This is a genomic window from Sediminibacterium sp. KACHI17 (genome assembly GCF_040362915.1).
Lineage (GTDB): Bacteria > Bacteroidota > Bacteroidia > Chitinophagales > Chitinophagaceae > Sediminibacterium.
This window is the reverse complement of the sequence record NZ_AP029612.1, coordinates 2,657,949-2,681,097: the sequence shown is the minus strand read 5'-3', so window position 1 is coordinate 2,681,097 and position 23,149 is coordinate 2,657,949. Positions and strand designations below refer to the sequence as shown.

The window sequence follows — 23,149 nt, the reverse complement described above, 5'->3', positions numbered from 1 at the left end:
GCGGGATCTATTTATTTTTCTGTTTTTCCTTCCACAACTCATTAAAGGTCTTCTGACTAAAATCCAGTTCAGATCTGTGCATCGACCATCCTTTGAAGACTTTATTCACTACCCAATTTTTCATTTTACCATTACCCATATTCATCATCATACGGTTGAGGCTTGCCATTTTCCAGGCTTTCCATGCAACACGTTCTGCGATGGTACTAGACCCTTGTACAACTGCTTCATGACGGTTATCTAATAACAATTCATGCAAATTGATTCTTACCGGACATACTTCTGTACAGTTACCACAGAGTGATGAAGCATAGCTCAGGTGTTTATAATCTTCTACGCCACGTAAGTGTGGAGTGATCACTTTTCCGATCGGACCACTATAAGTAGTTTCGTAGGCATGTCCACCTATGTTTTTATATACCGGACAAGCGTTCAAACAAGCGCCACAACGAATGCAGTACAATGCTTCGCGGCTGGTAGGATTGGCGAGGAGATTGGTTCGTCCATTATCTAATAATATCACGATCATTTCTTCAGGCCCATCGGTTTCATCAGCCTGTCTGGGACCTGAGATAATGGTATTATAAACAGTTACTTTCTGACCGGTACCAAAAGTGGACAGCAGCGGCCAGAAAAGAGAAAGATCTTTGATCGAAGGAATCACTTTCTCGATACCAACGATCACAATATGTGTTTTGGGCCAGGCACAACTTAATCTTGCATTTCCTTCATTCTCTGTAACTGCAATACCTCCGATATCAGCAATGATAAAATTAGCACCGGTAACTCCTATCTCTGCTTGTACATATTTTTCTCTGAGTTTTTGTCTTGCAACCAGTGTTAGTTGCTCCGGTGTAAGATCAGGTCTGGTACCCAGTTTATTTGCAAATAATTTCGCCACATCTTCTTTGCTTTTGTGCATAGCAGGTGTAACGATATGGTAAGGAGGCTCTCCGTCTAATTGTTGAATGTATTCACCTAAATCTGTCTCCACACTTTCAATTCCTCTTTTTTCAAGAAAATCATTGAGGTGAATTTCTTCGGTCACCATGCTTTTACTTTTCACCAGCGTTTTGCAACGTTTTTCATCACAGATCTTTCCTATCTCTTCCAGTGCCTGCGCTGTATCTTCAGCCCATACCACACGCGCCCCTCTTGCAGTGATCTTTTTTTCAAACTCCAGCAGATAGCGATCCAGATGTTCAATGGCTTCCCATTTGGCATTTTTAGCTCGCTCACGTGCATCCATCAGATTGGTGAACTGTTGTTTACCAATAGGTACCACTGCATTGTATTTACCAATGTTAAAATTGATCTTTCTTCTGTGTTCCAGATCAGCAGCTTTGATCGTACTTTTTGCAATAAATGAGGCGGCAGTATCTGTCATAATTGGACGTTATGCTTTTTTCATATGCTCAGCAGTAGCTGATAATGCTTCATAAAACTCTTCCCCGTATTTTCTGATCAGTGAATCTTTCAAAAAAACATATACAGGTACTTTCAATTTTTTACCCAATGAACATGCGGCTTTACACAGATCTTCACGCGGCTCATAGTTCACATATTCGATATCAGGGTCTCTTTTGCTCTTTTTCGTTTTGATCGGGAAGAGATGACAACTCAAAGGTTTTTTCCAATCCAATTTGCCATCATTATACGCTTGTTCTATGCCGCACTTGATCACTCCTTTTTCATCACGATATCCGTATGCGCAAATACCCCCATTGATCGTAGGCGTAACCCAGCCAAATTCTTTATCATATAAATATTTTCCCTGACGTTCCACCTCTTTAATGCCTTCCGGTGTCATATAAGGTTTGATGACCGCATAGTATTCCTTTAGCTTTTCAAGTTCCCATTTTTCCATGGGAGCGCCAGCATCCCCATCTTCACAACAACCGCCTTTGCATTTGGTAAGATCACATACAAATTGTTCTTCCAGCACCTCGTCGCTGATCAATTTATTATCAATGGCTATCATGAAAACGGGTATTTAATATGAGTGCGAAGATAACCAGATTTAATGGGGTATCTATCTTTTGTATAACCTAAGATTTAACAGGGTAAATGGTAACATTCATCTGTTTTCAGCGTATACGTATTATACTGGTTACCGAAGGGTAGTTCAGTGTTTGCCTGAGAGCCGCCTATTCCTAGGCGGCTATATTATTTTTTCCATCGAAAACTATTGATCAAATGACGCATATCCTGAAGGATGAATGCATTTACAATTCCCAATGAATCTGCATTTGGAGTAGCATCAAAATACATTGCTCCGCGTAAAAAATGATGTGTGGAATCTGTAAGATAGAATTGATTGGCAGTTGCCACATCTCCCCCTACAGAAAAGAACATACCACTGATACCATTAGGTGTTACTATTAAGGAATCATCAATGGAATATGCTTTAGCTGAATGTTTCCCCGTTAATACAAAAGCGTGTTTTACCAATGTATCAAACCGATTCGGACCGATCTCTTTATAACTGATATAGATACGTCCATTGAATTGAGGAAATTCAATATTGATCCACCATGGATTCTCTGTAGCATCTCCAAAAAAGGTACTGTCTTTTACCACTCTTGCGTATACGGGATATTCAAATGCATACGGGTATCCTGCTGTATCAAATGACCTATAAGCTTTTTCAGGAAAATCGATTTTGAAATAACCATTGGGTTTAGGCGTGAAAGAGCTGTTGCAAGCGGAGAGTAGGATGAAAGTCAATAGTCCATAGACCATGGACCATAGTTGAATATTAGTGAATCGATTTTCAGTTTTTTTTCGCATAAATAAATCCCGACACTTTAAATTTTTCTCCAACATACTCTTTCCTTACTATGGCCATCCGCCATTGATTATCCCCCAACCAACTCTCTCTTGATCGTGAGTTTGATCTTTTGGATCCTATTCTTTTCAAGTTCCAGAACGGTGAATTCAAAGTCTCCACTTAATAATATGGCACCTGCTTTCGGAATATCTCCGGCGATCTCGAGTACGAGTCCGGCGAGTGAATCACTTTCTCCTTTTACTTCATCAAATGTTTCTGCGGGTATGTCCATGATCTTACAAGCGTCATGGATCATGGTACGACCTTCGAAAATATAGTTATTGTCATCTATCTTTTTAAACCCGCTATCTTCTTCATCAAATTCATCTTTGATCTCACCGATTACTTCTTCCAGAATATCTTCCAAGGTTACGATACCGCTGGTGCCCCCAAATTCATCTACAACTACAGCGAAGTGGATTCTTTTCTGTTGAAATTCCTGTAACAGATCTTCAATAGGTTTTTGCTCATGTACAAAAAAAGGTGGACGCATTAACGCGTGCCAATTGTAATCATTGTACTCGTGTAGATGTGGCAATAGATCTTTGGTATGGATCATACCAAGCACTTCATCCAGGTCTTCTTTGTATACCGGCAATCTGCTGTAGTTCAAATCTTTGACCATTTCGATCAGTGCTCCAAATGAAGTTCCATATTCTACGCCATGAACATCCATCCGCGTTTTCATGATCTGTTTCACCGAAATATTACTGAACTTGACGATACCCTTGAGTATATTTTTTTCATTTTCAGAAGCGGTTTCATTGGTAGTTAGATCGATGGCATGATCCAGTTCTTCCAGGCTATATGCACTTCCGGTTTTGCTGGCTAATTTTTTTTCGATGATATCAGAATATTTTACCAGCCATTTGCTCATTCCGGCAAATGTGTAAGCAACACCTTGTACTACACCCCCAAAGTCTTTGGCGAAACGAATATTGTTTTGTGTGGCCAATACTTTCGGCATTACTTCACCGAAGAGTACCAATAAAAATGATACTGCTAAAACCTTGATGAGGAACTCTACCCATACTGCATTGAATTGCTCAAAATTGAACATGTTATCAATGAGCAGATTTGATATGATGATGATAGAGATATTAATAAAACTATTAGCGATCAATAAAGAAGCCAATAAAGTTTTAGGCTGTTCCAACAGATCTACAATTCTCTTGTAAGAGGGGATCTGTTTCGATTTTAAGTTATTGATGTCTTTATAAGTAAGCGAAAAGAAAGCCACTTCAGATCCTGACAAAACAAAAGAAAGAAAAAGTAAAACAACAAGTATCATCACAAGTACCGTTGTGCCTTGTGGATGAATGGCTGATAAAAGTTGGGCATTCAATACCGAGTGATAATCCAAAACAGGTGTTTTTAATTAACAATGAATGACGATGTCATTCTTTTCCTCACAAAAATACGTTGAGCGGAGTTATCAAAAGGGCAATGATTCTCCTGGATCAGATAATGGGGGTATATCATCACCTGTATAACCTTCAATTCCATCTCCGGAAACATGTCCGCCGGAACCATCACCTCGTTTATCCAGCATGATCAGGTTATCACCCACCACTTCTGTAGCAAATTTTTTATTGCCTTCTTTATCTTCCCAGCTACGGGTACGTAAACGACCTTCTACATAGATCAAACTGCCTTTGTGCAAATATTTTTGTGCCAATTCCGCCAGTCCGCGCCACAGAACAACGGTATGCCATTCGGTTTGGGAGATCAGTTTTCCCGAGCGGTCTTTGTACGTTTCGGTAGTGGCAAGTGGGAACTTGGCTACAGCAATATTACCTTCTAAATGTTGAACATCAGGGTCTTTCCCAAGATTTCCAATGAGCATCACTCTGTTAACACCTCTCATACGATTGATTTTTTGTTCGTCGCAGATTAATCACTCTTAAAAATAACTTTTTTTGAGCAACAAAAGAACAGCTCTAAAAAAATTAGGATTTTAAATGTTTCAGGTATGATGTGATGAGCTTAGGAAACGCCAATTCCTGTATCTGGACTGTATTTTTCCAGTCCCCGGTCTTTATGGAGGCGGGCTTTTGACTCAATTCTATATGTATGAATTGCCCTTTGATTTGTTGATGGGTCAATTGCTGTACAACTGGCTGCGAGATCTTTCCAATCCTTGCATCATAGATATTCAACTGATCCTTTAGGTAGTTTTGGATCAATGACGTATCCCAACGAAGCTGTTTTTCTGTTTCTACGAGATAAAATTCAAATAAGTGTTGCCAAATATCCTTTGCAGTTCTTTGTTGTATCCAAATCTTTTGCCGGTATTGCAGGATGAAATAGTTAAAGTATCTCGTTTTTCTCTGTAATGTTTTTTCCTTGACAGGGAGTTGATTCACTTTACCTGTTGCCAAAGCTGCGCAACCATGTTGAAGCGGACAGGCAGAACAGCGTGGGGCCATGGGTTTGCAAACGGTGGCGCCAAAGTCCATGATTGCCTGATTATACAAAGCCGGTTCTTTTTTATCCAGCATCTCGTAAGCCAGGTCGTCGAATATTTTCTTGCCTTCAGTACTATCAGTAGCTGTATCAATACCCAGATAACGGGCCAATACCCGAAATACATTCCCATCTACTACAGCGTACGGTAAGTTATAAGCAAATGAAGCAATGGCAGCCGCTGTATATGGACCAACCCCTTTTAATGAGAGGAGGTCTTCATAAGTAGAAGGGAAAATTCCGTTTCGCTTTTCTACAATTTCTCTGGCTGTATATAGGAGATTTCGGCATCTATTATAATAACCCAAACCTTCCCATAATTTAAATACCTGTTGATCGGGCGCTTGGGCAAGATCCTGTATCGTAGGATATTGTTCAACTAATCGATGGTAATACGCCATCCCCTGTTCAACACGAGTTTGCTGTAGAATGATCTCACTCAACCAGATTCTGTAAGGTTTTTTTTCTCCCTTCCAAGGCATTTCCCGGTCATTTTGATGCCGGTGCCAGTCCATTAATATCGAGGTAAAAGATTTTTTCATCCGATTAAACAAAGATGCTCAAAACAACGCATGACTGGTAATAAAGTTGATAAACTATAATTATATTTATAATATGAACAAATCTTAACCAATTGTTGCCCGTTTGAATCATTTATCTATCAATTAGTAACGCACATAAAATTTACACTATCTTTCTTGCAAATACCAGTTTTTTTGTCGTACTTTAAATCTGATTTATAAAATAACTTTATACAAATGAGAAAGTCAGATCTCATCAACCAGATTTCCGATAAAACGGGTATACCGAAAGTGGATGTACTGGTCACGCTGGAAACCATGTTCAAAGAAGTAAAGGAGAGCCTCTCCAACGGACAAAATATTTATATCCGTGGCTTTGGCAGTTTTATTACAAAAAAGCGTGCCGCCAAGATTGGTCGCAATATCAAGAAAAATGTAGCCGTAGAAATACCTGAACACTATATTCCTGCCTTTAAGCCGGCAAAAGAATTTGTGAGTGAAGTAAAAAGCAAACGGAAGTCGGACTAACTTCGCCGAAATTTCCGATCAGTGAAGAAACAGCAACTTCTGTTAGCGGGTGGTGGTTTGGTAATATTCATTCTGTTGTACTTTTTTAGTCCAACCATCTCCCCCAGTAAACACGTTCATAAAGAAGGCGAAGCGCCTCACAGCACTGTAAATCAATCTATTAAGTTTGAAGACTTGCTTGTTAAAGCGAAAGAACGGATCAGTCCGGAGCAAGTCGCCCGTCTGGGTGCCCTCGAGAATGCTGTTGTCAGGGGCGATATCAATGAGCAAAAGATCCATGTATATCATCAGTTAGCCAGGTTCTGGGCCGATTCGGCGCGGATTTTTGAACCCTATGCCTGGTATACGGCTGAAGCCGCCAAGTTGGAAAATTCTGAAAAAAGCCTCACCTTTGCCGCCCATCTGTTTTTAGACAACCTGATGACAGAGGGGGAGCCTGCCATGCAAAACTGGCTGGCTTCACAAGCGAAAGTTCTTTTTGATCAGGCATTGAGCATCAATCCGGCCAATGATTCGAGTAAGATCGGATTGGGGGCATGCTATCTTTTCGGAAACATTTCAGATAACCCGATGCAGGGTATTATGAAGATCAGAGAAGTGGTGGAGAAGAATCCGGGTAATGTATTTGGACAAATGATGCTTGGATTAGGCAGTAAGAAAAGCGGTCAGTATGATAAAGCCATCGAACGTTTTCTGAATGTATTGAAAGTAGATCCTGAAAATTTGGATGCCATTTTCAATTTGGCTGAGTCTTATGATATTCATAATGAAAAGGCCAATGCGATCAAATGGTATGAGGAAGCAAAGAAAAGAGTGGCGATACCGGAAGCTAAGCAAGCGCTGGAAAAAAGGATCGCTGAACTGAAACGATAAATTTATTTTTTAACTGTATAAAATTACTTTGGTATGCCTTGTGGTAAGAAGAGAAAGCGTCATAAGATCGCTACACACAAACGTAAAAAGCGTCTGAGAAAGAATCGTCATAAGAAGAAGAATAAATAATTCTTCGGATTACCGATCATGATACTAAACGGGTTTAATCTCGCTTCGGCCTGATTAAACCCGTTTAACACTTATCTGGAAGCAGCCTTACCTTCCTCCTTTTCGCAACTTTACCTTTTCCTTTCCCTGGGCTGCCTCAACAGATGTTGTGGATGTTGATCTACCGAATACCGGTATGTGATTTTGTATTTAAAAGTTGCACTTTGTGAACAAAGAACTAATTATTAATGCTGCTCCAACAGGTGTAGAAATTGCATTGTTGGAAGATAAAAAACTGGTGGAGCTGCACAACGAAAAAACGGACGCCAATTTTGCAGTGGGTGACCTATACCTGGGCAAAGTCAAGAAATTGATACCCGGACTGAATGCTGCGTTCGTGGATGTGGGTTTTGAAAAAGATGCATTTCTACATTATACGGATCTAAGTCCATATGCTCGTTCTATTATCAAGTTCACGCAAATAGCGATGACAGATAAAGGAGAACAGCCTTTCGATTTTTCCAGATTCCAGTCTGAACCTGAGATCGTAAAAACAGGAAAAATCAATGAAGTACTAAATGGCAAACCTCATGTACTGGTTCAGATATTAAAAGAACCGATTGCAGCGAAAGGCCCGCGACTGAGTTGCGAGATATCACTACCCGGACGATTTGTAGTTGTAACCCCTTTCAATGAAATTGTAGCTGTATCCAAAAAAATTCATTCTTCAGATGAACGCAAGCGTCTGCATAAGATCGTAGAAGCTATCCGTCCAAAAAACTTTGGTGTGATCGTACGTACGGCAGCTGAAGGAAAGAGTACTGCAGAACTGCATCAGGATATGTTGGCACTGGTTGAAACCTGGAAAACCATTCAACACAATTTGAAAGGTGCTGTTGCTCCTGTGAGAATATTGAGTGAAGAAACCAAAACAACCAGTATACTCAGAGATCTGTTGAGTGCAGATTTCAATCGTATCGTGGTAAATGATAAAAATTTATTTCAGGTCACACAATCTTATATCCAACGTATTGCACCTGATAAAACTGATATCGTTTCTTTCTATCATAACGGGCTTCCGATTTTCGATCAATATGGTGTAACGAAACAGGTGAAATCATCTTTCGGAAAAACCGTGAACCTGCCAAGTGGCGCATACCTGATCATTGAGCATACTGAAGCGCTACATGTAATAGATGTAAACAGTGGTTATAAAAGTGTAAGCAATAATCAGGAAGAGAATGCACTCGAGACAAATCTAGAAGCAGCTGAAGAAATTGCCCGACAGCTTCGTTTACGTGATATTGGCGGCATCATCGTTGTCGACTTCATTGATATGAAGTTGCCCGATAATAAAAGAAAGGTACAGGAAGCCATGGAGCAATTCATGAAAGCGGATCGTGCAAAACATTCTGTTCTTCCTATTTCTAAATTCGGATTACTGCAGATCACGCGTCAGCGTATGCGTCCTGAAGTAAATATTAATACTGCGGAAAGCTGTCCGGCATGTAATGGCACCGGAAAGATCACTTCTACATTATTACTGGAGGATGAGATCGAAAAGAAATTACATTATCTCGTAACACATTCACACAAAAATCTCACGATCGTGGTACATCCGATCGTACACTCCTATCTCACGAAAGGATTCTTCTCTTCTATCATTAAAAAGTGGAGAAAGAAACACAAAGTGAAAGTAAAGGCCCAAGCCAATACTAATTATCATCTCACAGAGTTCAAGTTCTTTGATGAACGAGAAGAGGAGATCAAATTTTAATGTGAATGGTCAATGGTGAATTGTGAATTGTCAATAAAAAGGAGCTTACTATAATTGACAATTCACAATTCACCATTCACTACCACTTAATCATCATTTCTTGACCCACTCAAAAAGATCAATACATATTGAATTAATGTAGCAACAGAAGCTAATGCTGCTACTACATATGTCATTGCGGCCCATTTCAAAGCATCTTTGGCTCCTTCCTGTTCCTTACTCACCAATACGCGTTTATTTTCCAACCAAGCCAATGCTCGGTTACTGGCATCAAATTCTACCGGTAATGTGATCACTGAGAAAACTGTGGTGATAGCAAATAGAATGATGCCTCCCAATAATAACATCGGAAATGTATTCAACAGCACAATTCCTGCCAGCAACACCCATTGAACAATAGAACTACTGAACTGAACGAAAGGTACCAGCCTGCTTCTCAACATCAGCCAGTTATAAGCGGTTGCATGTTGAACAGCATGACCACATTCATGGGCTGCCACTGCTGCTGATGCGATACTGGTTCCACTATACACTTCCGGACTCAGGTTTACAGTTTTATTCATGGGATTATAGTGATCGGTGAGAAAACCCTCAACAGATATAACTTTTACATCATATATTCCGTTGTCGCGGAGCATTTGCTCAGCCACCTCTTTACCACTCATTCCATTGGTGATCGGTAAATGGCTGTAATGGGTAAATTTTGACTTTAACCGCATCGAAACCAGGAAACTGATCCCGATAAATAATAAAGACAATAACATGATAGAGTTCATACGACTAATTTCGGATAGAGCAGCAAATTGCCTACCAATCCGAAAAAAAGGGAATTGACGCCTTAAAATCCCCGATTTCTGACAAAAAGCACCAAAAAAAATGACATTTTTCCCCACTTCGACAAAATGACTGTAACCCTTTTGATTAACAAACTGTTAAGGTCATCTACGAATAATTTCGGGGTTAAAAAATTATTCACAGAACCCAAAAATTATTTTGCCATGTGGCTCGGTTTTGTAACTTAGTGGTAGAATTTAATGGGTTAGTAAGTAAACAGGGTCAACAGCAATGTTGGCCCTTTTACATGCCCGTCACTGCTGCGTTTCAGCGTTTTTTGTCTTTTTTGAATTGCGAATTTTTTATCCAAATTATGGATGATTTTACACAAGATTTCATCATTTCTTTTTGCGCATTTTTTTCCTGAAAAGAACTCATCATTTCAACAGTACCTTTAGCAAATGAGTAAGATTAAAACAGCTTTTTTCTGCAGCAATTGTGGCTATGAAAGTGCGAAGTGGATCGGAAAATGTCCGGCCTGTTCTCAGTGGAATACTTTTGTTGAGGAAGTATTGGATAAAGGAAATGTGAAAGAAGAAAAATGGGATGATTACAAAGAAGAAAAAAGAAAAACTAAAACGATTTCTTTAAATGAGGTACAAACAACCGAAGAAAAAAGAATCCAAAGTCGAGATCCGGAATTAGATCGAGTATTGGGAGGAGGCATTGTTCCGGGTAGCATCATTTTAGTGGCAGGCGAACCTGGCATAGGTAAGAGTACTTTGTTTTTGCAAAATGGTTTACTGCTCAATCAACTCAAAGTTTTATATATCAGCGGGGAAGAAAGTGAGCAACAGATCAAAATGAGAGCGGATCGATTAAAGATCAAAAATGAAAATTTCTATCTGCTCACAGAAACATCAACACAAACGATTTTTCAGGAAATCAAAAAACTGAAACCCCAGTTAGTAATCGTTGATTCGATTCAAACATTACAGTCCAATCTGATTGATTCATCTGCAGGAACCGTTTCTCAGATCAGGGAATGTGCAGCTGAATTTCAACGCTTCGCAAAAGAAACCAGCACCCCTGTTTTTTTGATCGGACATATCACTAAAGATGGCGCCATTGCAGGACCAAAAGTGCTGGAACACATGGTAGACACGGTTTTGCAGTTCGAAGGTGATCGACATTATGCTTATAGGATCTTAAGAACTTTGAAAAATCGCTTTGGCAGTACCGCCGAGTTGGGTATTTATGAAATGACAGGTGATGGTATGCGAGTAGTATCCAATCCTTCAGAAATTTTGATCGCTCAACGAGAGGATCAGTTAAGTGGTAGTGGTATTGCTGCAACCCTTGAAGGTATGCGTCCATTACTCATTGAAGTACAAGCATTGGTGACACAAAGTGTTTACGGAACCCCACAGAGAACTGTGACCGGTTTTGATACCCGAAGACTTCAATTGTTATTAGCCGTACTTGAAAAACGAGGTGGATTTCAATTTGGAATGAAAGATGTTTTTGTAAACATTGCAGGGGGTATTAAAGTAGAAGACCCATCGATTGATCTCGCTGTCATCTGCGCTTTACTCTCTTCCTATGAAGATATTCCGCTTCCGCCTCATGTGTGTTTTGCAGGTGAAGTAGGATTGAATGGCGAGATCAGAGCTGTTAATAAAATAGAACAACGTATTGCTGAAGCAGAGAAACTCGGATTTGAAAAAATATTCGTTTCGAAGTACAACAAGAAAAGTTTCAATCCACAAGCCTACAAGATCCAAGTAGTTGCGTTGAGTCGGGTAGATGAGGTATATCAGCAACTTTTTTAAGGATGTAAAAGTGAAAGGTGAAAAGTGTAAAGAAACAATTTCACCTTTCACTTTTACATTCAACATTTCTGCGGAAAATACGCATGTGATCCTGTTTAGTTTAGGGGGATGATATCTATAACCCGATCTTTATTACAGCTTGTTTATCCGCATTACTGTTTGGGTTGCGGTAGCGATCATTTAGGGCTCAGCCAGCAACTGTGCAGCCGATGTATCCACCAACTGCCTGAAACGGGGTTTTTCGGAAAAATGAATAATCCGGTCGAAAAAGCCTTTTTTGGCCGGATTCGGGTAGAACAGGCCGGCGCCCTATACTATTTTACCAAGCATTCACTGGTACAGGAGCTGATGGTACAGCTTAAATACCGGCAAAATAAGCATGCCGGACTCTTTTTAGGCAGAATGATGGGGTATGCCCTTAGATCTGAACCTCGTTTCGCTGACATCGATCTGCTTCTGCCACTCCCGTTGAACCCAAAAAAAGAATTTAAAAGAGGGTATAATCAGGCCGAAGTCATATGTGAGGGTATCAGAGAGGTCTGGTCAAGGCCCCTAAAGACCCAACTGTTACAAAGAGAAAAGTTTACGGATAGTCAAACCACCCAAAACCGGCTATCCAGATGGCAGAATATGGAAGGCGTATTCAAAATATCAGCATCTGAGCAGTTGATAGATAAACATGTATTGTTAGTAGATGATGTGATCACAACAGGTGCTACTTTGGAAGCTTGTGGACAAACGCTGATGTCAATACCAAACTGTAGACTTAGTCTTGCAGCTGCCGCTTATACATTGTAAACTGCAATTTTCATCCATTCACCGAAAAGCCATAACAATTCCCTTATTTAAGTGTTATTTTGAAAAAAATCTATTGTATGAAATACGTTCTCTCATTTGTAGCACTGGTCATCATGTCTGCCTTCACCTTACCTGACAATGGCAGCATTCATTCTTTTAAAGTAAAATCGATCGAAGGTGGAACCATCGATTTCGCAAAATTCAAAGGAAAGAAGATTTTGGTTGTGAATACCGCTTCTAAGTGCGGCTATACACCACAATACGAAGCATTGCAGAAAGTATATGACGAATACAAAGACAAGCTGGTGATCGTAGGTTTCCCTGCAAATAATTTTGGCGGACAAGAGCCGGGTAGCGATGGAGAAATTCAGCAGTTCTGTAAAGCACGTTTTGGCGTGAAATTTCCATTGGCAAGTAAAGTGAGTGTTAAAGGAGAAGACATGGCACCTATTTATCAGTGGCTGACCAGCAAAGCCAAGAATGGCGTTTTAGATGCAGATATCAAATGGAACTTCAATAAATTTTTATTGGATGAAAATGGAAAGATGATCGCTTACTTTCCAAGTAAAGTAACACCTGATAGCGAAGAAATTTTGAAGTACGTGAAATAATTCAACCAACTTCTTAAAAAACCGACCACTTACCTGGTCGGTTTTTTTGTATGAGATATTTATACAAAACATTCACAAATTAAGGAATGGCATACAGTATATTTATAGCCTAAAATTCACTGGTATGTCATACCCCTATCAGATCAAAAGTTTTGAAGCCTATCAGGAAGCATATCAAAAAAGTATTCAGGACCCTGAAGGATTCTGGGGCTCCATTGCTGAACACTTCACATGGAAGAAAAAATGGGATACCGTACTTGACTGGAATTTTACTGCTCCGAAAGTAGAATGGTTCAAAGGTGGAAAACTGAATATCACTGAAAATTGTTTAGACCGTCATCTTGCTACCAAAGCCAATCATCCTGCCATCATCTGGGAACCCAATGCTCCGGATGAGAATCATCGGATACTTACTTATAAAAAATTACACGAGAAGGTTTGTCAGTTCGCACACGTACTCAAAAATAATGGCGTTCAAAAAGGAGATCGTGTTTGCATCTATATGGGGATGATCCCCGAATTGGCGATCGCTGTATTGGCATGTGCTCGAATCGGTGCCATTCACTCAGTAGTATTTGGAGGCTTCTCAGCACAAAGTATCGCTGACAGACTAGAAGATGCCAAAGCAGCATTCATCGTTACCTGTGATGGTGCTTACCGTGGTGCTAAAGATATTCCTTTAAAAAGCGTGATCGATGATGCACTCATTGGTAATAAAACCGTAAAGCGTGTGATCGTTGCTACACGCACTCGCACTCCGGTATCCATGATCAAAGGAAGAGATGTATGGTGGGAGGATGAGATGAAACAAGTAGAAGAAAAAGGAATCACTTTTATTGAGGCAGAAGAAATGGATGCAGAAGATCCATTATTCATCCTTTATACATCCGGATCTACAGGAAAACCCAAAGGTGTCGTACATAGTGTAGCAGGTTATATGATATACACCAATTACACTTTCGTGAACGTATTTCAATATGAACCCGGACAAGTTCATTTCTGTACTGCAGATATTGGCTGGATCACTGGACATAGTTATATCGTATACGGACCTTTAAGCGCTGGCGCTACTTCATTATTATTTGAAGGTGTTCCTACCTGGCCCGATGCCGGTAGATTCTGGGATATTGTAGACAAGTATAAAGTCAACATTTTGTATACTGCCCCAACAGCCATTCGTAGTCTGATGGGTTTTGGATTAGGTCCTTTACAAGGAAAGAATCTCTCCTCATTAAAAGTATTGGGTACCGTTGGTGAACCGATCAATGAAGAAGCTTGGCATTGGTATGATGAACATGTGGGTAAAAGAAAGTGTCCGATCGTTGACACCTGGTGGCAAACAGAAACAGGTGGATGCCTGATCTCGAATCTGGCAGGTATTACCCCGGCTAAACCCGGATGGGCAACATTGCCAATGCCTGGTCTGCAAATGGTTTTAGTAGATGAAAATGGAAAAGAGATCATTCAGGAAGGCGAAGAAACCATATCCGGTAATCTCTGTATCAAAGCTCCATGGCCATCCATCTTAAGAACCACTTATGGTGATCATGAAAGATGTCGCACCAACTATTTTGCTACTTACGAGAACATGTACTTCACAGGCGACGGAGCACTGAAAAACAAGGATGGTTTCTTCCGTATCACTGGAAGAGTGGATGATGTATTGAATGTTAGCGGACATCGTATCGGTACTGCAGAAGTAGAGAATGCCATTAATATGCATGCTGGCGTGGTAGAAAGTGCAGTAGTAGGTTATCCGCATGATATCAAAGGACAAGGCATTTATGCTTATGTGATCTACCAAGGCTCACATGCTCAAGACACGCATGGAACAGGTGATCTGGTAAGAAAAGATATTTTGCAAACTGTTACCAGAATCATTGGTGCCATTGCAAAACCTGATAAAATTCAGTTTGTAAATGGATTACCCAAAACAAGAAGCGGAAAGATCATGCGTAGAATCCTTCGTAAGATTGCAGAAGGTGAAACTGAAAATTTAGGTGATACCTCTACCCTTTTAGATCCCGGTGTGGTTGAAGAGATCCGGAACGGAAGATTATAACTTATCTTTATTCGGATGAGAGGTATATTCTTTGCTGTCTTGTACACGCTGATCTTTTGTTCCTGTTTACAGGCACAGCATCTTATACCATTTATCGAGAAAAACAGATTTGGCTTTTTGCACAAGAACAACGGAAGAACCGTAATACCGCCTCAATTCGTATTTGCAAGTTCATTTAAAGACAGTATTGCTGTAGCTGCCATCGGCAATCATATTGTATCTGCTCAATACGGTTTCATTAATGATAAAGGAAAATGGATCATTACCCCACAATTCAGCGCTGTCGATCAGTTTTCTGAATATAAAGCAAGGGTACAAAAAAATGGGAAATGGGGATATATCAACAAAAAAGGGATCATGATCATTCCTCTTCAATTTGCTCATTGCTATAATTTTTCAGAAGGACTTGCACCGGCATCATTCAAAAACAATCTGTGGGGACTGATTGATACCCTTGGGAAATTTGTGATTCAACCCAGTTACTACAATATCACTTCTGTTTTCTCAGGAGTGGTGTGTACACAACAAAATATGACCGATCCTTGGGAGATACTCACACTCAAAAACAAAACAAGTATCAAGACATCATTCACACGCATGAATGGTTTTGCAGATAGTTTGTCTGCTGCACGTGATACCAGCAACAAGTGGGGGTTTGTTGACATGAGCGGACAATGGGTGATTGCCCCTACTTATACCAATGCAGCATCTTTCAGTGAAGGACTAGCAGCTGTTCAGAAAGATTATAAAAGCTGGGGCTTTATCAATAAAAAAGGGGAATGGGTCATTGAGCCTCGTTTTGATCGTATCGGTACTTTCAAAGATGGATTGGCGATGATGGAACTAGGTAATGATATCGTTTATATCAACAATGAAGGATCGATATTATTTCGTTTTCAGCGATGATGTGCACGCTTAAAAATCATCCCTTCATTATTTTCAATGCTTTACCATCCCAGCCGGGAAATAGTCCTTTTGTTTGTTTCAGCTTCAGATGGCCCAAAGCCACATCACTGAATACTGCCCTGAAATCTGTTGATACAGGCAGGTCTCGTCCATCTTCCAGATCTGATTTGGCCAGTGATTTTATTTGATGGTATACTTTACCTCCTGCAACATCATTTCCCAATACAAATAAACAACTCGCTCTTCCGTGGTCTGTTCCGCCCGTTCCATTCTGGTGTGCGGTTCTGCCAAATTCTGTCATGGTCATTACCGTTACATCATCCTGATAAGTTCCCATATCTTTCCAAAAAGCAGCGATACTATCACTGAAATCGCGCAGATTACGGGCGAATGCACCATTCAGGGTTCCTTGATTGAAATGTGTATCCCAACCACCGCTTTCAGCAAATGCCACTTCCATACCCACATCCATTTTGATCAGTGTAGCGATTTGTTTCAATGAATTTCCTAATGGAGAATTAGGATATACAGCACCATTCGCCGGTTGATAATTTTTGATATCGGTAGACTTCAAAATACGTATGGCTTCAAAACTCTCTTTACCGGTTTTATTCAATAACTGATTACTGGTTTGATCATACAAAGACTCAAATGATTTGGCCGCCATATTACCTGCCATCGGATTTCCCTGCATCTGTATTGCAAAATCTTGAAGGTTACTGATCGCCAATGCTTCTCGATCACCATACAAACTGCGTGGCAATGCATTGGTAATACTTACCGCACTGAATGGTGTTGCCTCGTGTCCGGTTAATCCTACCGCTCTGTTCAGCCATCCGCTTGTAGTACCTTTATTAAAAGGTGTTCCACTCTCCATGAAATCCTGTGCATCAAAATGACTTCGAGTATTATTCGGACTACCTACACCATGCACGATCGCCATTCTTCCTTCTGAAAAAAATGAAGACAAACTCTGAAGAGATGGGTGTAATGCAAATTGTCCATCAAGATCCATCATGCTACCTTGTGTTTGTGCAGGGCTCATATACAAAGTAGGGCGAAGAGTTTTTAGGTTTGGATCCGCAAATGGACTCACCGCCATCAATCCGTCCATTGCACCTCTTTGAAAGATGCATACCAATACTTTATTTCTTTTATAAGGTGGAATGATCTTACCACTCTCTGCTGCACGTGCAATAAAATTAGGGACGCCGCCAAAACCCGCCGCAAACAAGGCCATAGCCCCTGATTTCATAAATGCCCTACGATGAACCATATGTTTGATTTTTTCAGTTGTAAGTTTTTAGCTGCAGGCTTCTGGCCACGAGCTAGAAGTAAGAAGTTGGCCAACCATTCGCGCCCTTTCCTCTTTTGCATTTCTCCTACTCACTTCCGTTGAAACTCCGGTGAGCCAATGATTATTCCTACGACCTGCGCCATACTCGTCACTTCTTTCTTTCCCTCTTCCTTATCTCTTGTTATTTGTGACTTTATGTCCTCTTCCAACTCTTCTTCCATCTTATTATTTTTCGTCTTAGCTGCTGCTGCAACTATTTTTTGCTCTACATTCACATCTCTTACCATTGCTGTTAGCCTTCTGATATTTTCTTCATGATCTCTCTCGGGTAATAATATTTTACTGAAAGCCCGCAAAGCTTCATCAGCACTTTCTGGTTCATGATAATTGTTGAGTGCCAACAGATTCACCCGAACCCCCGGAATTTTTTGTGTGGCCAATGCCAATCCAAAATTCATTCGATTCAACAATGCACCACTATTGATCCAGAAATTAGCACGATCAGGAAAACCGGTTGGTGCCTGGTAATAATAAACCCTTTGTCCCATTTTACTACACCAGTTAAATACCTGAAAAGGCTGCATCACTTGTGCTTTTGTAGCTCTCAGTGCGCTGATAGCAAATTCAAATGGAGATTTTATTTTTTCTCGTAACGCATTCTTTGACCAGAAATCAGGATGATTCACCATCGCAATGATCATGGCTTTGATATTGCCATCTGTTTGTTGATAGGTATTTGCAAGTGTTTTGATCAATGCTTGAGATGGCTCATCCGATACAAAACGTATCGCCAATTTTGTTGCAATGAATTTTGCCGTAGATGTATGTGATGCTAATGTATTCAATACTGCGACGCCTTCTTCATACCCATCTTTCCCATTGTATTTTTTTCCGAGAATAAGTTTTTCCCCTTCATCATGTTTATCCCCTCGAAATAAAAAATCTCCATCGACCATCAATCCCCTTCTTTTCATTTGCGTTTCATCAAGATTTTCAATCAAACGCATCGCAGGGCCATTTTTATACATAGGCCTTACACTCCATCCGGTCAATGCCCGTGCTACTTCTGTAACATCTTTTTGTGTATATCCGCCATCTACACCCAGTGTATGCAACTCCATAACTTCACGTGCATAATTCTCGTTTAACCCTTGTGTTCTTCTTGCAGCCACTGCTTGTTGTACTAAAGCATTTCCGGGCATAGATGTATCATTCAATCTGGCTTCTGCTCTTTCTCTTGCAGCTCGAAACATTGCATTGTTTTGTTGCCTGCGCGCGCGCTCATTATCATTACTTACACTTAATGCATTATCCAGATATTCCAACATTGCGGGATGTTTTGCGGTAGCCAAGAGCATATCTTTAAAATTCCCGAATACATAGGGTCTGATCGCATCACGTTCATAGCTCATCACATATTGCTGTGATTGTCCTTTGGTCAGTGACACATTAAAATGATTGAACCAAAAGTCTGTCAGCACTTCTTTGAGTTGGTTATTACTGTATAAGGCTCGTAATACTTTCTGATTTACCAATTGTCGATGTAACTCTTGTACAGGTTTTACACCGGATGCCCTCATCACCTTCGCAAGCTCTTCCCGATATTTCTCGCGGTCAGCATTATTGATCGAATCATTACGAATGATCTTTTCCCGTACACCCAGCCTTATGATCTGAGCAGGAGTGAGATAGGTGTTTACGATCACTTCATTGTTCATTTTCAATGCATCAAACACATTGAGTCTTTTTTCCAGTTCCGTATCAGGTAAGGACGCTTCAAGTTGCTGTTGCAGCCAATTCTCTAAGCCCATCTTTACTACTTCTTCGATTTGTCCGGGTTGTATTCCGAAACTGAATCGATTCAATAAATGAGCTGCTGCTTGTTCTTGGGTAAGACCTGCCTTTTGATAAGGCATTCGAATATTGAATGTGTGTGGACCTGCAGGAATGAATGCCGTGGATGCAATCAATAAAAAAACAACTATTGAGCGTTTCAGCCACATGGTTTTTCTTTTGCTTTTGGACGAATAGATGGATCAAAAGTTTAAACTGTTCAAAAGAAAAAAATTGCCACTGAGAGCACAGATGAACACAGTAATGTCTTTTTCTGTGCGATCCTGTGCCTTCAGTGGCAATAAAATATACTTACGATATCAGCTATTCCGTTTTTTTCATCGCTACCCTGTATAGGATCAGTCCCATCAACGCAAAGAACAATGTACCTAATAAGAAGTATCCATTTTCAGATAACAGTTCTATCAGTCCATGTTCCATACTCACATTCTTTAAGAATTGTTCTCCGCCGGAAGTTCCCGTAATAAACGCAATGACCACGCCAGCTACAGCTCCGCCTGCTACAAGTCCGGTTGCAAATAAGCTTCCTTTACTCAATTCCTCTTCTTCTGCACTCACTTCTTTTTTATGTTTCTTCTGACGACTCTCAACCAATCCGCGTACCGCACCGCCAATAAATATCGGAAGTGTAGTAGCCAAAGGCAGATACACCCCAATAGCAAAGCTGAGTGATTTGATACCACAAAGTTCCATCACTACTGCAAGGAACATCCCTACGATAACATATTGCCAATCCAGGTTTTGAGAAAGAATCCCTTTGATCAATGTTGCCATCAAAGTAGCTTGAGGGGCAGGATATTTTTCTGTTCCGATAGCGTGCTGCACACCTTGTTGTAGCATTTCAGTAGTAGGCTTGTCAAGAAACTTAACCGTAATTCCAATTACGATGGAAGAAACGATTGCACCCACAAATAATGCGATCTGCTGGTTGCGCGGTGTTGCACCTACGATATAACCACTCTTCAGATCCTGAGAAGTTGCACCTGCATTGGCAGCGGCGATACAGATCATACCGCCCACAACTAATACAAGAGGTTCATATGCTTGTCCGGACCAACCCAGACTCAGGAAAATCAAACTTGTTCCCATCACAGTAGCGATGGTCATACCACTGATCGGATTATTTGAAGAACCGATCAATCCAACAATACGTGATGAAACGGTTACGAACAATGCACCGAACAGCACCACCAGGATACCGATCAGGATCTTCTGAAGGAACCCGTCGCCCGGTAAATTTGGAATGATTGAGATAATAGCAATCAGTGCTAAACTACCTAATCCTACCACTTTCAAACTAAGGTCCTTATCTGTTCTCGATACTGAGCTTTCTGCTGTAGCAGATCCGCCACGCAAAGAAGCCATACTTCCCTTCACAGATTTAACAATAGTAGGAATGGTTTTAACCAATGTAATGATACCTCCTGCTGCTACTGTTCCCGCGCCAACCTGACGAACATACGCGTAGTAAATTGCAGCGGAGTAGTCATTGAAAGTATGCGTAACCGGATCCCATCCACCCTTACCTCCTGCATTGGCGATATCTGAGAGATAACCCAACTTCACCAGTTGAATGGCAATAACATCCGGCGGCACCAGCGTTGATAATAATGGGATGAATACCATCCAGCTTAATACACTACCTGCAACTAAAACACCTGCGATCTTAGGACCAATGATATAACCAACACCTAAATATTCTGGTGTGATCTCACCGCTAACTCTTGCGGAAGGAAAAAATTTATTGATCTGTTTCGTTGCATAAAAAGGAGTTTCAGCAATCACATGCATCACTTTTTGTAGAATAGCATATACAAAAGCAACACCCAAACCCCAAAAAGCAGTTTTTGCAAAATCACCGCCACGCTCACCGGCTTTTAATACATCGCCACAAGCTGTTCCTTCGGGGTAAGGTAAATTTTCATGTTCATTTACAATTAATGCTTTACGCAATGGCACCATCAAAAGTGTACCCAGCAAGCCACCAACAATCGCCAGTATCAAAATGGTGAGGTAATTAAAATATTCCGCACTACTGGGAGAAGAAAGAAAAAGAAAACCGGGTAAAGTAAAGGCCACACCTGCTGCAATACTTTCTCCTGCAGATCCTGTTGTTTGAATGATATTATTTTCAAGGATCGTAGTCTTTAAAAACTTTCTTCCTAAGGTAATAGCGATCACTGCAATGGGAATAGATGCCGATACTGTTAACCCTGCTTTTAACGCCAGATAAACTGTAGCAGCTCCGAAGATGACACCAAAAAGACTCCCCACAAGGATCGATTTGACTGTGAGTTCTTTCATGTTTGTTTCAGAGGAAACAAAGGGTTTGAATGATTTTTGGGGTTGAGACATGAGTTGGTTTTTAGATGAAGCAAGCAATTTTTTCGGTAAACAGATGAATCTTTACCGATAGTTTCCGATACTTTTAAATTTCAAAATACGATTTATGTCTGATATACAAAATGAGTCGAATAAAGTCGGAATGCCAAAATCAATTCCGTACATCATTGGCAGTGAGATAGCGGAACGATTCAGTTTTTATGGGTTACGTTCCATCATGGTAACTTTTATGGCAGTTACTTTTTTTAATCCTACTCTTAATCCGGCACTTACGGCAGAAGCCGACGCGAAGGCCAATGAAATGTCGCATCTCTTTGTTACACTGGCTTATTTCATGCCTATGGTTGGCGCAATCATGGCTGATTGGTTTTTTGGGAAATACCGTGTTATCCTGCTTGTATCCATTCTATATACGTTTGGTCACCTGATACTTTCAATTTCAGGGGATAGTTATACAATCTTCAGTCTGGGACTTATCGTTATTGCCTGTTGTGCCGGTGGTATTAAATCATGCGTATCTGCCAACGTAGGCGACCAGTTCAATAAATCGAATGAGCATCTACTTTCAAAAGCCTATGGTTGGTTTTATATGAGTATTAACCTAGGTGGAACACTAGCACCTTTATTTATTCCTTTACTCAAAAAGTATTACGGTCCGGAAATAGCATTTGGTGTACCAGGTATACTAATGGCGCTGGCTACTATTGTATTCTGGCTCGGTCGAAAAAAATACGTTCGAGTTAAACCGGCAGGTATTAAAAAAGAGAATTTTTTCTCTATTTCTACTTATGCTTTACTTAAACTATTTAGCAAAAAACCTGGCCAAAAAGTTTGGGAAGCTGTATCAGAAAAATATTCAGCTGCATCTATTGATGGTATCAAAGCCGTATATCGTGTATTGGCCGTATTTGCCTTTACCCCTATTTTCTGGGCACTTTGGGATCAAAACCTTTCAGAGTGGGTCTTACAGGCAACACGACTGGACCTAAGACTATCCGGAGATTTTTCCATTTTACCAGAGCAGATCAATTTCATCAACCCTCTTTTTTTAGTACTATTGATTCCTGTTTTCAACTCCTTTCTTTTCCCCTATCTCGATAAAAAAGGGATAAAAGTGACGCCTTTGAAAAAAATTGGGGCTGGACTGGTAATTATTGGACTTTCATTCACCATTATCGCATTCCTACAAGAAAGTATTGATGCCGGAGGTAAACCTTCAGTATGGTGGCAGATACTAGCTTATATTTTATTGGCAGCATCTGAGATACTTGTTTCAGTTACCTGTCTTGAATATGCATACACCCACTCTCCAGTATCGATGAAAAGTACAATGAGTGCACTATACTTACTCGGTATTTCAGCAGGCAATCTGCTCGTTGGGCTTATCAATGGAAATATTGTAGATAAAGGCTTTTTCAGTCAATTTACCGGAGCTCGATATTACTGGCTATTTATCGGCATATTAGCCGTTTCCTTTGTCTTATTTCTTTTGGTAGCGAAGCGTTTACCAGAGAAACGCTATGTGGGCGCTGCTGAAGAAACAGAAAGCTAATTTTTCGGCATGAGCAG

General features: G+C 40.4%; 20 protein-coding genes. 10 read left to right on the top strand and 10 right to left on the bottom strand.

Annotation, left to right across the window (positions count from 1 at the left end):
* Positions 1-7: 7 nt before the first annotated feature.
* The 6 genes from ABXG83_RS11870 to mutY form a co-directional block, all read right to left on the bottom strand.
* Complete coding sequence (locus tag ABXG83_RS11870) at positions 8-1,387, bottom strand: LutB/LldF family L-lactate oxidation iron-sulfur protein (protein ID WP_353549083.1); 1,380 nt, start codon at positions 1,385-1,387, stop codon at positions 8-10.
* Positions 1,388-1,396: 9 nt separating this feature from the next.
* Positions 1,397-1,981 carry a DUF3109 family protein gene (locus tag ABXG83_RS11865; protein WP_353549082.1) on the bottom strand — a complete coding sequence of 195 codons (585 nt, stop codon included), beginning with the start codon at positions 1,979-1,981 and terminating at the stop codon, positions 1,397-1,399.
* A gap of 185 nt (positions 1,982-2,166) precedes the next feature.
* Positions 2,167-2,742 (bottom strand): hypothetical protein, encoded by a 576-nt coding sequence (locus ABXG83_RS11860; RefSeq protein WP_353549081.1) that lies wholly within the window; start codon positions 2,740-2,742, stop codon positions 2,167-2,169.
* A gap of 116 nt (positions 2,743-2,858) precedes the next feature.
* Entirely contained in the window at positions 2,859-4,193 is a 1,335-nt protein-coding gene (gldE, locus tag ABXG83_RS11855; RefSeq protein WP_353549080.1) for a gliding motility-associated protein GldE, read from the bottom strand.
* 72 nt (positions 4,194-4,265) lie between these two features.
* Complete coding sequence (gene ssb, locus ABXG83_RS11850) at positions 4,266-4,697, bottom strand: single-stranded DNA-binding protein (RefSeq protein WP_353549079.1); 432 nt, start codon at positions 4,695-4,697, stop codon at positions 4,266-4,268.
* A gap of 82 nt (positions 4,698-4,779) precedes the next feature.
* Positions 4,780-5,838 (bottom strand): A/G-specific adenine glycosylase, encoded by a 1,059-nt coding sequence (gene mutY / locus ABXG83_RS11845; RefSeq protein WP_353549078.1) that lies wholly within the window; start codon positions 5,836-5,838, stop codon positions 4,780-4,782.
* A 216-nt stretch (positions 5,839-6,054) separates the two neighbouring features.
* Between mutY and ABXG83_RS11840 the strand changes: the two genes are divergently transcribed.
* From ABXG83_RS11840 to ABXG83_RS11825, 4 genes are all read left to right on the top strand, one after another.
* Positions 6,055-6,345 carry an HU family DNA-binding protein gene (locus ABXG83_RS11840; RefSeq protein WP_133474522.1) on the top strand — a complete coding sequence of 97 codons (291 nt, stop codon included), beginning with the start codon at positions 6,055-6,057 and terminating at the stop codon, positions 6,343-6,345.
* 21 nt (positions 6,346-6,366) lie between these two features.
* Positions 6,367-7,218, top strand: coding sequence for a tetratricopeptide repeat protein (locus tag ABXG83_RS11835; protein ID WP_353549077.1), 852 nt, complete (start codon positions 6,367-6,369; stop codon positions 7,216-7,218).
* A 33-nt stretch (positions 7,219-7,251) separates the two neighbouring features.
* Positions 7,252-7,347: an AURKAIP1/COX24 domain-containing protein gene (locus tag ABXG83_RS11830; protein ID WP_225975540.1), complete on the top strand. Its 96-nt coding sequence runs from the start codon at positions 7,252-7,254 to the stop codon at positions 7,345-7,347.
* A gap of 205 nt (positions 7,348-7,552) precedes the next feature.
* Entirely contained in the window at positions 7,553-9,103 is a 1,551-nt protein-coding gene (locus ABXG83_RS11825; protein WP_353549076.1) for an Rne/Rng family ribonuclease, read from the top strand.
* An 86-nt stretch (positions 9,104-9,189) separates the two neighbouring features.
* On the opposite strand, the gene ABXG83_RS11820 is transcribed toward ABXG83_RS11825, so the two are convergent.
* Positions 9,190-9,879, bottom strand: coding sequence for a zinc metallopeptidase (locus tag ABXG83_RS11820; RefSeq protein WP_353549075.1), 690 nt, complete (start codon positions 9,877-9,879; stop codon positions 9,190-9,192).
* Between the two features lie 459 nt (positions 9,880-10,338).
* On the opposite strand from ABXG83_RS11820, the gene radA reads away from it, so the two are divergent.
* The 5 genes from radA (at position 10,339) to ABXG83_RS11795 (ending at position 16,086) form a co-directional block, all read left to right on the top strand.
* Complete coding sequence (gene radA / locus ABXG83_RS11815) at positions 10,339-11,709, top strand: DNA repair protein RadA (RefSeq protein WP_353549074.1); 1,371 nt, start codon at positions 10,339-10,341, stop codon at positions 11,707-11,709.
* Positions 11,710-11,817: 108 nt separating this feature from the next.
* On the top strand, positions 11,818-12,507 hold the full coding sequence (locus ABXG83_RS11810) for a phosphoribosyltransferase family protein (RefSeq protein ID WP_353549073.1): 690 nt from the start codon (positions 11,818-11,820) through the stop codon (positions 12,505-12,507).
* 77 nt (positions 12,508-12,584) lie between these two features.
* On the top strand, positions 12,585-13,118 hold the full coding sequence (locus ABXG83_RS11805; protein ID WP_353549072.1) for a glutathione peroxidase: 534 nt from the start codon (positions 12,585-12,587) through the stop codon (positions 13,116-13,118).
* 124 nt (positions 13,119-13,242) lie between these two features.
* The gene (acs, locus tag ABXG83_RS11800) at positions 13,243-15,180 is read left to right on the top strand and encodes an acetate--CoA ligase (RefSeq protein WP_353549071.1); all 1,938 of its coding nucleotides are present in this window, start codon (positions 13,243-13,245) and stop codon (positions 15,178-15,180) included.
* Positions 15,181-15,195: 15 nt separating this feature from the next.
* Entirely contained in the window at positions 15,196-16,086 is an 891-nt protein-coding gene (locus tag ABXG83_RS11795) for a WG repeat-containing protein (RefSeq protein ID WP_353549070.1), read from the top strand.
* Positions 16,087-16,102: 16 nt separating this feature from the next.
* Here ABXG83_RS11795 and ABXG83_RS11790 read toward each other — a convergent pair whose 3' ends face one another.
* The 3 genes from ABXG83_RS11790 to ABXG83_RS11780 all read right to left on the bottom strand — a co-directional run bounded on the left by ABXG83_RS11790 (position 16,103) and on the right by ABXG83_RS11780 (position 21,592).
* Complete coding sequence (locus ABXG83_RS11790) at positions 16,103-17,326, bottom strand: DUF1501 domain-containing protein (RefSeq protein WP_353549069.1); 1,224 nt, start codon at positions 17,324-17,326, stop codon at positions 16,103-16,105.
* 146 nt (positions 17,327-17,472) lie between these two features.
* Positions 17,473-19,386 (bottom strand): DUF1800 domain-containing protein, encoded by a 1,914-nt coding sequence (locus tag ABXG83_RS11785; protein WP_353549068.1) that lies wholly within the window; start codon positions 19,384-19,386, stop codon positions 17,473-17,475.
* Positions 19,387-19,540: 154 nt separating this feature from the next.
* The gene (locus ABXG83_RS11780; protein ID WP_353549067.1) at positions 19,541-21,592 is read right to left on the bottom strand and encodes an OPT/YSL family transporter; all 2,052 of its coding nucleotides are present in this window, start codon (positions 21,590-21,592) and stop codon (positions 19,541-19,543) included.
* A 94-nt stretch (positions 21,593-21,686) separates the two neighbouring features.
* On the opposite strand from ABXG83_RS11780, the gene ABXG83_RS11775 reads away from it, so the two are divergent.
* The gene (locus ABXG83_RS11775; protein WP_353549066.1) at positions 21,687-23,132 is read left to right on the top strand and encodes an MFS transporter; all 1,446 of its coding nucleotides are present in this window, start codon (positions 21,687-21,689) and stop codon (positions 23,130-23,132) included.
* Positions 23,133-23,149: the final 17 nt, after the last annotated feature.